The sequence below is a fragment of the Pelobacter seleniigenes DSM 18267 genome, assembly GCF_000711225.1.
Taxonomy (GTDB): Bacteria; Desulfobacterota; Desulfuromonadia; order Desulfuromonadales; family Geopsychrobacteraceae; genus Seleniibacterium; species Seleniibacterium seleniigenes.
Map to the genome: position 1 here is coordinate 60622 of NZ_JOMG01000002.1, position 11941 is coordinate 72562.

General features: G+C 50.1%; 19 protein-coding genes. All 19 read right to left on the reverse strand.

Annotated elements, in window-relative coordinates; translation table 11 throughout:
- Positions 1 to 47: 47 nt before the first annotated feature.
- The gene (glyQ, locus tag N909_RS0102845) at positions 48 to 920 is read right to left on the reverse strand and encodes a glycine--tRNA ligase subunit alpha (RefSeq protein ID WP_029911077.1); all 873 of its coding nucleotides are present in this window, start codon (positions 918 to 920) and stop codon (positions 48 to 50) included.
- A 111-nt stretch (positions 921 to 1031) separates the two neighbouring features.
- A complete protein-coding gene (gene recO, locus N909_RS0102850; RefSeq protein WP_051689476.1) occupies positions 1032 to 1772 on the reverse strand; it encodes a DNA repair protein RecO in 741 nt (246 codons plus the stop codon).
- Between the two features lie 23 nt (positions 1773 to 1795).
- Complete coding sequence (mgtE, locus tag N909_RS0102855) at positions 1796 to 3154, reverse strand: magnesium transporter (RefSeq protein WP_029911081.1); 1359 nt, start codon at positions 3152 to 3154, stop codon at positions 1796 to 1798.
- A 166-nt stretch (positions 3155 to 3320) separates the two neighbouring features.
- The gene (rplQ, locus tag N909_RS0102860; RefSeq protein ID WP_029911083.1) at positions 3321 to 3791 is read right to left on the reverse strand and encodes a 50S ribosomal protein L17; all 471 of its coding nucleotides are present in this window, start codon (positions 3789 to 3791) and stop codon (positions 3321 to 3323) included.
- Between the two features lie 37 nt (positions 3792 to 3828).
- Positions 3829 to 4839 carry a DNA-directed RNA polymerase subunit alpha gene (locus tag N909_RS0102865; protein ID WP_029911085.1) on the reverse strand — a complete coding sequence of 337 codons (1011 nt, stop codon included), beginning with the start codon at positions 4837 to 4839 and terminating at the stop codon, positions 3829 to 3831.
- A gap of 40 nt (positions 4840 to 4879) precedes the next feature.
- Entirely contained in the window at positions 4880 to 5509 is a 630-nt protein-coding gene (gene rpsD / locus N909_RS0102870) for a 30S ribosomal protein S4 (protein ID WP_029911086.1), read from the reverse strand.
- An 18-nt stretch (positions 5510 to 5527) separates the two neighbouring features.
- Positions 5528 to 5923: a 30S ribosomal protein S11 gene (gene rpsK, locus N909_RS0102875; RefSeq protein ID WP_029911089.1), complete on the reverse strand. Its 396-nt coding sequence runs from the start codon at positions 5921 to 5923 to the stop codon at positions 5528 to 5530.
- Between the two features lie 11 nt (positions 5924 to 5934).
- A complete protein-coding gene (rpsM, locus tag N909_RS0102880; RefSeq protein ID WP_029911092.1) occupies positions 5935 to 6303 on the reverse strand; it encodes a 30S ribosomal protein S13 in 369 nt (122 codons plus the stop codon).
- Positions 6304 to 6320: 17 nt separating this feature from the next.
- A complete protein-coding gene (rpmJ, locus tag N909_RS0102885) occupies positions 6321 to 6434 on the reverse strand; it encodes a 50S ribosomal protein L36 (protein WP_029911095.1) in 114 nt (37 codons plus the stop codon).
- 53 nt (positions 6435 to 6487) lie between these two features.
- A complete protein-coding gene (map, locus tag N909_RS0102890) occupies positions 6488 to 7234 on the reverse strand; it encodes a type I methionyl aminopeptidase (RefSeq protein WP_029911098.1) in 747 nt (248 codons plus the stop codon).
- Position 7235: 1 nt separating this feature from the next.
- Positions 7236 to 7883 carry an adenylate kinase gene (locus N909_RS0102895; protein WP_029911101.1) on the reverse strand — a complete coding sequence of 216 codons (648 nt, stop codon included), beginning with the start codon at positions 7881 to 7883 and terminating at the stop codon, positions 7236 to 7238.
- A gap of 9 nt (positions 7884 to 7892) precedes the next feature.
- Complete coding sequence (secY, locus tag N909_RS0102900; RefSeq protein WP_245613565.1) at positions 7893 to 9149, reverse strand: preprotein translocase subunit SecY; 1257 nt, start codon at positions 9147 to 9149, stop codon at positions 7893 to 7895.
- Positions 9150 to 9202: 53 nt separating this feature from the next.
- Positions 9203 to 9643 carry a 50S ribosomal protein L15 gene (rplO, locus tag N909_RS0102905; protein ID WP_029911106.1) on the reverse strand — a complete coding sequence of 147 codons (441 nt, stop codon included), beginning with the start codon at positions 9641 to 9643 and terminating at the stop codon, positions 9203 to 9205.
- A gap of 21 nt (positions 9644 to 9664) precedes the next feature.
- Complete coding sequence (rpmD, locus tag N909_RS0102910) at positions 9665 to 9844, reverse strand: 50S ribosomal protein L30 (RefSeq protein ID WP_029911110.1); 180 nt, start codon at positions 9842 to 9844, stop codon at positions 9665 to 9667.
- Between the two features lie 27 nt (positions 9845 to 9871).
- Entirely contained in the window at positions 9872 to 10363 is a 492-nt protein-coding gene (gene rpsE / locus N909_RS0102915; RefSeq protein ID WP_029911112.1) for a 30S ribosomal protein S5, read from the reverse strand.
- An 11-nt stretch (positions 10364 to 10374) separates the two neighbouring features.
- A complete protein-coding gene (gene rplR, locus N909_RS0102920) occupies positions 10375 to 10737 on the reverse strand; it encodes a 50S ribosomal protein L18 (RefSeq protein ID WP_029911116.1) in 363 nt (120 codons plus the stop codon).
- 25 nt (positions 10738 to 10762) lie between these two features.
- Entirely contained in the window at positions 10763 to 11299 is a 537-nt protein-coding gene (gene rplF, locus N909_RS0102925; RefSeq protein ID WP_029911119.1) for a 50S ribosomal protein L6, read from the reverse strand.
- Positions 11300 to 11322: 23 nt separating this feature from the next.
- Positions 11323 to 11721, reverse strand: coding sequence for a 30S ribosomal protein S8 (gene rpsH, locus N909_RS0102930; protein ID WP_029911122.1), 399 nt, complete (start codon positions 11719 to 11721; stop codon positions 11323 to 11325).
- Between the two features lie 21 nt (positions 11722 to 11742).
- Positions 11743 to 11928: a type Z 30S ribosomal protein S14 gene (locus tag N909_RS25155; protein ID WP_084167398.1), complete on the reverse strand. Its 186-nt coding sequence runs from the start codon at positions 11926 to 11928 to the stop codon at positions 11743 to 11745.
- Between the last annotated feature and the right edge of the window lie 13 nt (positions 11929 to 11941).

The following is an 11941-nucleotide window of genomic DNA, read 5'->3' on the forward strand; positions in this document are numbered from 1 at the left end:
TATTGCTCCGGTTGCAAGTCGGTTGAAACGACTACAATTGAATAAAATTATTTGGATTTCAACAAAGGGTAGCCAAGTTTTTCACGCTGGGCGACATAAGCGGTTGCGCAAAGCTTGGACATATTTCTGACCCGGCCGATATAGCTTGCCCGTTCGGTCACCGAAATGGCGCTTCTGGCGTCCAGCAGATTGAAAGCGTGGGAACATTTCAGGACAAAATCATAGGCCGGAAAAACCAGCCCTCCCTCAGCCAGCCGGATACTCTCTTTCTCATACATATCAAAGAGCTGAAAGAGCATGCTGGTATCAGCTTCCTCAAAATTGTAATGGGAGAATTCAACCTCGGTCTGATGGTGGACATCGCCGTATTTGATTCCTTTGACCCACTCGAGGTCATAGACATTGTCAACCCCTTGCAGGTACATCGCAATCCGCTCGATCCCGTAGGTGATTTCCCCGGGGATCGGTTTCAAGTCGATTCCGCCACATTGTTGAAAATAGGTAAACTGAGTGATTTCCATACCATCCAGCCAGACTTCCCAGCCGAGCCCCCAGGCGCCCAAGGTAGGAGACTCCCAGTCATCCTCGACAAAGCGGATATCATGGGCTTTGGGATCAATCCCGAAGCTTTTTAGAGAATCGAGATAGAGATCCTGAATATTCAAAGGAGACGGCTTCAAAATCACCTGGAACTGATAATAATGCTGCAGTCGATTAGGATTTTCACCGTAACGGCCATCAGTCGGGCGCCTGGAAGGTTCGACATAAGCAGCTTTCCATGGCTCGGGGCCTAGAGCCCGTAAAAAGGTCGCCGGGTTAAAAGTTCCAGCGCCTTTCTCGATGTCATAGGGCTGTTGAATGATGCAACCCTGCTGTGCCCAGTAATTTTGCAATGATAGAATCAAATCCTGAAAAGTCACTGTTCCTCCAAATATCTGAAAACCGCCACAAAACGGCGAGTGAGTCAAAATAAAGAACCTGCGCGAGTTTAGCTTCGCCTCGGGTAGATGTCAAGATTACCGGTCCCAAGATCAATTGAGAAATTTCAGTGACTTCGGCATTCTCGGCAGAATTGACTGCAGGATCGCGGCAAAGATCAGCAACGCCTCCTGCAAGGTTTTAGAACTGAAGGCGAATCCGCCAAACTGTTCCGGGGAAACCCTCAGCGAACGCGCCAGCGAGCCCACTGTCCCGACAGCAATTGCGGTCCCGGAACCATGGGCACAAGCCTGACAAAGGCTGCCGCCGCGACCAATGTCAAAACGGATCGAATCATCCTGCTTAAAAATAACCAGGCATTCACTGCAGTGCAACAGGTGCGGCATGTAACCAAGCAGGTAGACCAGCCGCAGCTCCAACAACAGCCTGGCGACCCTAGGTTCGCCACCGGAATCCAGATAATCCAGAAAGCTGTTCAGAATCGCATATATCTGCGGCTGAGGTTCACCCTCCTCCAACAGCAATTCAACCAGTTCGACACCATAGCTGGCCAAAGCAAGCAGAGCAAAATCCTTGCGCAGCCCGAAGCGCAAGTTGATGGGTTCAGCCTCCTGTAAAGACCACAGGGTACCGCGCCCCTCCCGCCAGTGAAAAATGGCTTGAGTAAAAGGTTCCAGGGCTGAACCGAAGCGTTTGCGACTGTTTCGGGCAGAACGGGCAAAACCTTTTTTAAGGCCATGCTCCCGAGTCAATAAGCTAAGAATCCGGTCTGCCTCGCCATAATCAGAGTGCCTCAGCACAATTCCTTCACAGCGTTGGCTCAATTTTCCCATGGATCACCGCCTGGCAGAGTGTATTAAACCAGATATTGAAGAAAAAGGGTGGCCGTACTGAAATAAATCAAGATTCCGGTAATATCATTGACGGTCTGCACAAAGGGGCTTGAGGCGATGGCCGGGTCGATCCCGATGCGCCTGAAAAATGTGGTGACAATAACCGCCATACAGGCGGCCACGGTAATCGCGGTGATCATGGCCAAGCCAACCACCAGCCCCAGAAAAATATTCTGATGCCAGATCGTCGCGACCGTGGCAATCGCCAAACCACAGACCACTCCCATGATCAGACCGACCCGCAATTCTTTCAGAAAAACCTGCCTGATCATGGTGAAATCAATCCGCCCGGTCGCGAAGCCACGAACGATGATCGACGAAGTCTGGCCTCCGACATTCCCCCCCATTCCGGTAATGACCGGAATAAATGAGATCAGCATGATGACCTGTTCGAGAGTGGCCCGAAATAACCACATCAGGCTGCCGGTAATCACCCCACCAACCAGGGTGGCCAACAACCAGGGTAGTCTCAGGCGGGCGATCTGGAGAGACTTGTAGCCGAGTAACAGCTCTTCTTCACTGGTCCCCGCCATGCGCAAAATATCTTCCGTCGCCTCGTCCCGCATGACATCGATAACGTCGTCAACAGTAATCAAACCGATCAACTTACCATGATCGTCAACGACTGGAATGGCCAGGATATTGTACTTTGCCACCAGCTCGGCAACTTCCTCCTGGTCCATATCCGTGCGCACTCGCATCACGTTGGTCGACATGATATCCGCCAGCCTGGTTAGCGGCGGCACTGTTAGCAACTGTCTGAGGGACAGAACGCCGACCAGGTGGTTGTGCTCATCGGTCACATACACATAAAAGACCATTTCATAGTCTTCAGAGTTCTGCAGTGCGGCGATAGCCTCTTTAACAGTGGTGTCCTGATCAAGAGAAAACACATCAGTGGACATGATTCCACCGGCAGTGTCTTCATCATAGCCGAGCAGTTTTTCAACATCCTCAGACTGCTCGTCATGCAGATCGGATAAGATCTCCTCCGCCAGTTCATCGGAGAGGCTCCGGATGAAAACCGCGCTGTCATCATCGGCCATCTCATGGAGAACCGCCATGAGGTAATCCTTGTTTAACAGGTTGGCCAGTTGCGGCCAAGTTTCCGGTTCCAGCTCGGAGAGAACATCAGCCGCCCGTTCGACATCGGGCATCAACTCCAGAAGAGTTTTTTGATCACTAAGTTCGAAATAGCGAAACAGATGGGCAATGTCGGCAGGATGGATTTTTCCGAGAGCTCTTTTCAGGTTGGTCACTGCTCCCCGACGCAGCAGTTTGCTGACGGTTCCGTGCAGAACTTGAATTTTTTGTTCGTGCATAAAAGCTCCCTGTTGGCCAAGGAATATAAAGACATAATATGAGCGGCAAATTAGCACCTGCAACAAAGGCAGTCAACGACTGCCCAAGCTTAAGCAACCGCACAAACAAAACAAGGGGCAAGGAATTTCTTCCCTGCCCCTTGTAAAAGTCTGAGCTATGTCTGAATCAAGCAGTTTTTTCAGTGCTCTCTTTAGCTGTCTCTTCCGCTGCAGGGGAGGATTCAGTTGCTGAGGCCGCCTGCTTAACTGCAGGTTCAACTTTTTTCTGTTTCGGCGTAAATTCTTCTTCGACCAGCTCGATAATCGCCATCTCGGCGTTATCTCCCTGGCGGTTATCCAGACGAATGATCCGCGAATAGCCACCCGGACGGGTTGCATAGCGTGGAGCTATCATCTCAAACAACTTAGCTACGGTTTTCTGGTCGCGAATAACCTGAAGAGCTTGCCGACGGGCATGAAGATCACCCCGTTTCCCCAGAGTAATCATTCGATCAACCAGCTTACGGAGTTCTTTGGCACGTGTGACCGTTGTCGTGATTTTTTCATTCTGAAAAAATGAAGTCACCATGTTTCGCATCATATGCTGACGGTGGTCAGGCTTACGGCCAAGGCGTCTGCCGGATTTATTATGGCGCATTGCTCTCGTTCCTTTCTAAAAACCAATAAAAGGGGGACTACTCTTCGTCCTGGCCTTTTTGAATCAATTTTAGGTATTCGGGATCAGGAAAGTTTTCCAATTTCATCCCCAGGCTCAAACCCATTTCGGAAAGAATGTCTTTAATTTCATTCAAAGACTTCCGGCCAAAATTCTGAGTTTTAAGCATCTCAGCTTCTGATTTCTGAACAAGCTCACCAATCAGGTTGATCTGGGCGTTTTTCAGGCAATTGGCACTGCGTACTGACAGTTCCAACTCTTCCACCGAGCGATAAAGATTTTCATTAATTTTCTGCTTATCGCTTTCTTCTTCTTCAAGAACGGGCTCATCAGCTTCGTCGAAATTAATAAAAATCTGCAGCTGTTCTTTCAGGATTTTGGCCGCATAAGCAACCGCATCCTCGGGTTTGACGCTGCCATCCGTATGCACTTCGATGGACAGCTTGTCATAGTCGGTGATTTGCCCGACCCGGGCATTGGAAACCGTGTAATTCACCTTGGAAATCGGAGAGAAAATAGCATCGATCGGAATGGTTCCAACCGGAGCATTTTCATCGCGATTCTTTTCCGCAGCAACATATCCCTTGCCCATGGCAACGGTCATATCGATTTCGAGATCCGTTTCATCCCCGCAGGTTGCGATATGATGATCGCCATTGAGAATCTCGACATTACTGTCGGTGATAATATCGGCTGCCTTAATGACGCCTGCACCTTTTTTAACAATTCTGACGTTGCGTGAATCGTTACCGTGCAGATTTACCTTGACCCCTTTCAGGTTCAGAATAATATCCGTCACGTCTTCGGTCACGCCAACGACACTGGAAAATTCGTGTTGAACGTTCTTGATTCTCACCGAAGTAATTGCCGCACCTTGCAGTGAAGACAGCAATACTCTCCGCAACGAGTTACCAAGAGTCGTGCCGAACCCTCGTTCGAAAGGTTCGGCAACGAATTTTCCATAAGAATCTGTCAATTCAGTTGCTTCCAACCGCTTGGGCTTGATCAGATCCCTCCAATTTTTGTACATATATAGATTCTCCCTCTCAAGAGTCCCGAACAGGGTTTGATTACTTGGAGTAGAGCTCGACAATAAGTTGTTCCTGGAACTCAGGAGTTGTCAACTCACTACGCACCGGCAGAGTTTTGAGCTTACCTTTGAAGGCATCGCGATCAAGCTCAACCCAGGAAGGCACACCCCGGCGCATAACACTGTCGAGAGACTCATTAATGCAGGTCACTTCACGGCTTTTTTCACGCAGGCTGACGATATCATCAGGCCGCACGAGAAAGGACGGAATGTTAACTTTTTGACCGTTCACCTGGAAATGACCATGCCGCACCAGAGTCCGTGCCTGAGCACGTGACGCAGCAAAACCAAGCCGATAGATGATGCTGTCAAGACGACGCTCAAGAAGCAGCAACAGGTTCTCACCGGTCACCCCTCTCATACGGTCAGCCTTGGCGAAATACAACCGGAACTGTTTTTCCTGCAGTCCGTAAGTCCGTTTGACTTTTTGTTTTTCACGCAGCTGAGTACCGTAGTCGGATACTTTTGAACGCCGCTGGCCGTGTTGGCCGGGCGCGTAATTCCTGCGTTCGATCGCACATTTATCAGTAAAACACCTATCCCCTTTCAGGAACAGTTTGGCGTTTTCTCTTCTGCACTGACGGCATACGGGACCAGAATACCTAGACAACTTTTTCCTCCTTGTTGCTTAAACGCGACGGCGCTTGGGCGGACGACAACCGTTATGTGGAATGGGAGTGACATCCTTGATCATAGTCACTGTCAAACCAGCTAAAGAAAGTGCCCGCAGAGCTGATTCACGACCGCTACCCGGTCCTTTGACATATGCCTCAACAGAACGCATACCATGTTCCATAGCCTTGGTTGCTGCCTCTTCGGCGGCCATCTGGGCGGCAAACGGTGTGCTTTTCCGCGACCCCTTGAACCCTTTAGCTCCGGAAGTGGACCAGGCTACGACATTGCCCATAGGATCGCAGATAGTCACGATTGTATTGTTAAAGGTCGATTGAATATGCACAACACCTTTGGCAATGTTTTTCTTTTCAACCTTCTTGCGTACGACTTTTTTACCCGATTTAGCCATGACAACTCCGCTTATTTTTTCTTACCGGCAACGGTCTTCTTAGGTCCCTTGCGAGTCCGTGAATTGTTTTTGGTATTCTGCCCGCGAACAGGCAGCCCACGACGGTGACGCAGACCGCGGTAACAACCAAGATCCATCAGCCTCTTGACGTTCATCGAGATTTCACGACGCAGGTCCCCTTCGACATGACAATCTTTGTCTATAATCTCACGAATCTTCGCCAGCTCCGCCTCAGTCAAATCATCAGTACGGGCATCTAAATCAACCCCAGCCTGAGAAAGAATTTCTTTAGACGTAGTGCGGCCAATCCCGTAGATATACGTCATGGCTACTTCAATACGCTTGTTGCGCGGCAAATCGACTCCAGCAATACGTGCCAATTTTTCCTCCTAGGGCCTTATCCCTGTCTTTGCTTGTGTTTGGGATTCTCGCAGATGATCCGGATAACGCCTTTACGTTTTATAACCTTACACTTATCACAGATCTTCTTTACCGAAGCTCTAACCTTCATTTTGAGATCCTTTTCTATCCAAATGATCTAATCGGCCACCCACCTAACTCAAATCAAACTTGAGTTAAAATTTCAGGCCCGTTGTCTGTAATTGCAATAGTATGTTCAAAATGGGCGGAGAACTGACCATCAACGGTTACCGCTGTCCACCCGTCTTCCAGAACCCTAACGCCTGGTAAACCTACATTCACCATCGGTTCAATGGCAAAGGTCATCCCCGCTTTCAACTTAGGCCCTCGTCGCGGAGCACCATAGTTTGGAATTTGTGGATCCTCGTGCAAATCACGCCCGATGCCATGACCGACAAATTCACGAACTACGCTGAAGCCGTCACTTTCGACCCGTTCCTGCACAGCGTGGGAAATATCGGACAAATAACCGCCGACCTGAGCTGCCTCGATACCACAAAACAAAGAATCTTTTGTAGTTGCGAGCAATCGCTCGGTCCGCGAGTCGATCTTCCCAACCGGAACCGTCATTGCTGAATCACCATAAAAACCGTCTACCACCAACCCGAAATCGATACTGATAATATCGCCTTCTTCAAGGGGTTGACTATTGGGGAAGCCATGGACAACACGGTCATTAGGTGACGCACAAACAGTAAAAGGAAAGCCGCCGTACCCCTTGAATGCAGGTCGTGCCTTCCATTCCTTGCATTTTTTCTCAGCCAGTTGATCAAGTTCAAGAGAGCTGATCCCAGGCTTGATCATGTCACGCATCAGCTCAAGAATTTCAGCAACCATCTTCCCGGCTTTGCGCATTTTGGCAATTTCAGTGCGTGACTTAACGACTATCAATTCAACCTGCCTGTAATGCTGCTTTTATCTCGGCGCGAACAGCTTGAATCTCAGCCATCCCGTCAACAGCGATCAGCACTCCGCGTTGGGAATAATAATCTTCCAGCGGAGCAGTCTGACGATGATAAACCTCCATTCGTTTACGAATGGTCTCTTCCTTATCGTCATCCCGCTGCACCAGCTCGCCACCGCAAGCACTACAGGTTCCGTCTTCCCTTGGCGGATCGAATTTCAGATGAAACCCTTTTCCACACTGCGGACAACTGCGCCGCCCGGCCAAACGCTCAACCAGGGCGTCAGTATCGACCCGCAACGAAACCACAGCTTCAAGCTCTTTACCAAGGTCCTTCAGCACATCCTGTAATGCATCGGCCTGCGGCAAAGTCCTGGGAAAACCATCAAGAATAAAACCGTTATCACAGTCAGCCTGCTGCAGACGCTCACGAACGATTCCGATCACAACATCGTCGGACACCAATTCACCAGCATCCATACAGGCCTTGGCTTTGACGCCCATGGGCGACGCAGCCTGAACAGCAGCGCGTAGCATATCCCCGGTAGAGATCTGCGGGATCGCATAGCTTTCCACCAAAAAAAAGGCCTGAGTTCCTTTTCCGGCACCCGGAGGGCCGAGCAATATCATATTCATCATCCCCTCCTAACCGTGCCGGCCCTTGAGTGTAACCCCCTTCATGAACCCCTCATAGGAGCGGGAGATCAAATGGGCCTCAATTTGCGATGCCGTATCCATACCGACCCCGACAACAATCAGCAGCGACGTCCCACCGAAGAAGAAAGGGACATTCAACTGACTGATCAAGATAGTCGGCAGAACACAGACCACCGCTACATAAATCGCACCGGCAAAAGTCAGGCGCCCGAGAACCGTATCCAGATAGTTTGCGGTTTCCTTCCCGGGACGAATCCCCGGCACAAAGCCACCTTGATTTTTAACATTCTCAGCGACATTCACGGGGTTGAAAGTTATAGCCGTGTAGAAGTAGCAAAAGAAGAAAATAAAAGCAACATAAAAAACATTGTAAACCAGGTGGCCCGGCGATAAAAAAGTCGACGCCGTCTTCACCCAGGGTACATTGACAAAGTTGGCGATGGTGGCCGGGAACATCATGATTGAACTGGCGAAGATAGGCGGAATAACCCCGCTCATGTTAATCTTCAGTGGCAGGTGACTGGCCTGCCCCCCCATATTGCGCATGCCCACGACGCGCTTGGCGTAATGGATCGGCACCCGCCGTTGCGCTCTTTCCATGTACACGATTGCGGCCACGGTCACCAGCATCAAGGCGAGGATAAACACAATAACTGTCACCGTCATCGCGCCGGTTTCAACCAACCGGATTGAGTTGACGATCGCCGACGGCATTCCGGCAACAATACCGGCAAAGATAATCAGGGAAATACCGTTACCGATGCCCCGCTCGGTAATCTGCTCACCAAGCCACATAATAAAAGCGGTACCTGCTGTCAGAGTAATAACCGTCATCAGGATAAACCCGATTCCCGGATGGGGGACAACCGGCTCACCCGCCGGTCCGGACATGGACTGCAACCCGGTAGCGATACCGATACCCTGGATAATAGCCAGGAGGATGGTGCCGTAACGTGTATATTCGGTAATTTTTTTCCGGCCCTGCTCACCTTCTTTTGACAGCTTTTCGATCGGTTCAAAAACCACCGTCAGTAATTGAAGAATAATCGACGCACTAATATATGGCATGATCCCAAGTGCGAACACAGCCATCTGTTTCAATGCACCGCCGGTGAAAGCACTGACCAACCCTAACAGGGTACCATCGGTACCTTCGAAAAATTTGGCCAGTACGTGGGCATCAATGCCGGGCGTCGGGACATGACATCCAACCCTGTAGACAGCCAGCATTGTCAGTGTGAACATAATTCTGCGCCGCAGTTCTGGAATTGCCAGTATATTCTGCAGGGTCGACATGTTTAGATTACCTCGGCTTTGCCGCCTGCTGACTCAATTTTCTCTGCAGCAGACTTGCTGAATTTATGAGCCTGAACAGTCAATGCTTTGGACAATTCCCCATCAGCAAGGATTTTGATTCCGTCTTTGGGGTTTGAAATCAAGCCAGCATTGCCGTATTGCTCGAGATCAACCACAGTACCAGCTTCAAAAACCTCAAGGTCCCGCAGATTAACCAGGTTATAGACCTTCTTATTGACAGAGGTAAACCCACGCTTCGGGGTCCGTCTCTGCAGTGGCATCTGACCACCCTCGAATCCTGGTTTTACGCCACCACCGCTGCGGGCGTTTTGTCCCTTATGGCCTTTACCGGAAGTTTTTCCGGTTCCAGAGCCGGGGCCACGACCGATGCGCTTCCTATTTTTAGTCGAACCGGGTGCCGGTTTCAGATTACTGAGATCCATCATTTATCCTCTATATTGTTTTCAGTCTTCGACTGCAACCATATGCTCAACTTTACGGATCATACCCCGAATCTCCGGAGTGTCCTGCAAAGTGACAGTTTGATGCAGGCGCTTAAGGCCCAGACCTTTCAGAACCTTGGCGAAATACTCTTTTCGTCCGATCGGGCTTTTCTTCAGGGTAACTTTTACTTCCGCAGCCATTATGACATCCTCCTGGGTCTGCGACCCTTATTCTTTGACAAGACCGCGACGAGCAAGAACCTCATCCGGGCTTTTAAGCATCTTGAGCGCATTCATTGTCGCTTTGACAACGTTATGCGGGTTGTTGGAGCCGAGACATTTGGTCAGAATGTTACCAATCCCGACCGACTCCAGGATAGGCCGGACAGCACCGCCGGCGATCACACCGGTACCTGCGGAAGCAGGTTTGAGCAGAACCTTACCTGCTCCGTACTTACCGATAACATCGTAAGGAATGGTCCGCCCATCCTGAATTGGCACCTTGATCAGGCTTTTTTTAGCCTGTTCAACGCCCTTTCTGATGGCTTCAGGAACTTCCTTGGCTTTACCAAGTCCGTAACCGACATGCCCTTCTCCGTCACCGACAACAACCAGTGCAGAAAAGCTGAAGCGCCGGCCACCTTTGACAACTTTGGCATTACGGTTGATATGAATGACTCTATCGGTCAATTCCAGTTCATTGGGATCAATGCGCAGCACTACCTTCTCCTCTACAGCTTCAATCCGGCTTCCCGTGCAGCATCAGCCAGCGCCTGAACGCGCCCCTGATACAGGAAACCGTTACGGTCGAAAACAACTTGGGTGATATTCTGGGCAAGTGCTTTTTGAGCGATAGCACTCCCGACTGCCTTAGCCGCCTCTACATTACCGCCGTTATTCAAGTCCACATCTTTGCCGACTGATGAAGCCGCAACCAAAGTTCTGCCGGTTGTATCTTCGATAATCTGGGCGTAAATATGCTTGGTACTGCGGAAGACAGAGAGCCGGGGGCATTCAGTGGTCCCACGAATTTTTCTTCTAACCCGCGCCTGACGCTTGAGCCTGGCAACACGTCTTTTTTGGGAAACGTTCACAGTTATGCTCCTTATATCAATCTAATTACTTGCCGGCCTTACCAGCTTTACGCAAAATCTTCTCGTCAGCATACTTGATTCCTTTGCCCTTGTACGGTTCCGGAGCACGGAATGAGCGGATCTTCGCCGCAGCGGATCCGACAAGCTGCTTATCGATACCATTTACCGACAACTTGGTTTGTTTTTCCACCTCTACCGAAATCCCCTCAGGCAATTCGTAGACAACCGGGTGGGAATAACCGAGTGAAAGGGTCAATGTGTTTCCGCTGATTTCAGCACGATAACCGACCCCGTTGATTTCAAGCTTTTTCTGAAATCCAACCGTCACACCGACCACCATGTTATTGATCAGGGAACGGGTCAGGCCATGCAGAGCACAATCAGATTTTTCCTCAGTCGGGCGTGAGACGATAATCTGTTCCGTTTCAACGGCGATGGTCATCCGCGCATGCAACTCTTGGGTCAGTGCCCCTTTGGGCCCGGTGACGGTCATGGTATTTCCATCAAGTGCAACTTTGACACCTGCTGGTATAGCTATTGGCAATTTACCGATACGTGACATTTTTGAAACTCCTCGATCTTCTGTTACCAAACGCTGCAGATAACTTCGCCGCCAACCTGTGCCTTGCGTGCTGACACATCGTCAAGAACGCCTTTGGAGGTCGAGAGAATCGAAGCACCGAGACCGTTCTTGATCCGGGGGATATCCTCTTTGCCGACATAAACCCGACAACCTGGTGTAGACACCCGCTTGATCTCGTGAATGACGGGAGACTGGTTGTCATCGTATTTCAGATAAATACGCAGCAGCCCTTGCTTACCGTCAGTTACGATTTTAAAGTTTTTTATAAAGCCAAGATCTTTCAAAACTGCAGCGACTGCAGCTTTGACGTTGCTGGAGGGAACATCAACTTTCGCATGGGACGCCATACCGGCATTACGGATGCGGGTCAACATGTCCGCCATTGGATCAGTCATCGACATGAATGGTACTCCTTCTCGCTGTTACCAGCTGGACTTGACAACCCCGGGGACTTTCCCTTCGGAGGCCAGTTTCCTTAAACAAATTCTGCACATATCAAACTTACGATAATAAGCGCGCGGACGACCACAAATCGGACAGCGATTGTATGTACGAACCGCGAACTTTTGGGGCCGTTTAGCTTTGGCAATCATTGATTTCTTCGCCACATCATCCTCCGCT

Excerpts from the sequence above, each read along its gene's own strand:
- rpmD (WP_029911110.1), bottom strand. The coding sequence starts at position 9,844 with ATGGCTGCGGAAGTAAAAGTTACCCTGAAGAAAAGCCCGATCGGACGA.
- N909_RS0102865 (WP_029911085.1), bottom strand. The coding sequence starts at position 4,839 with ATGTACAAAAATTGGAGGGATCTGATCAAGCCCAAGCGGTTGGAAGCA.
- rpmJ (WP_029911095.1), bottom strand. The coding sequence starts at position 6,434 with ATGAAGGTTAGAGCTTCGGTAAAGAAGATCTGTGATAAGTGTAAGGTT.
- rplO (WP_029911106.1), bottom strand. The coding sequence starts at position 9,643 with ATGGATCTCAGTAATCTGAAACCGGCACCCGGTTCGACTAAAAATAGG.
- recO (WP_051689476.1), bottom strand. The coding sequence starts at position 1,772 with ATGGGAAAATTGAGCCAACGCTGTGAAGGAATTGTGCTGAGGCACTCT.
- rpsH (WP_029911122.1), bottom strand. The coding sequence starts at position 11,721 with ATGTCGATGACTGATCCAATGGCGGACATGTTGACCCGCATCCGTAAT.
- mgtE (WP_029911081.1), bottom strand. The coding sequence starts at position 3,154 with ATGCACGAACAAAAAATTCAAGTTCTGCACGGAACCGTCAGCAAACTG.
- rpsK (WP_029911089.1), bottom strand. The coding sequence starts at position 5,923 with ATGGCTAAATCGGGTAAAAAAGTCGTACGCAAGAAGGTTGAAAAGAAA.
- secY (WP_245613565.1), bottom strand. The coding sequence starts at position 9,149 with ATGTTCACACTGACAATGCTGGCTGTCTACAGGGTTGGATGTCATGTC.
- N909_RS0102895 (WP_029911101.1), bottom strand. The coding sequence starts at position 7,883 with ATGAATATGATATTGCTCGGCCCTCCGGGTGCCGGAAAAGGAACTCAG.
- rplQ (WP_029911083.1), bottom strand. The coding sequence starts at position 3,791 with ATGCGCCATAATAAATCCGGCAGACGCCTTGGCCGTAAGCCTGACCAC.
- rplF (WP_029911119.1), bottom strand. The coding sequence starts at position 11,299 with ATGTCACGTATCGGTAAATTGCCAATAGCTATACCAGCAGGTGTCAAA.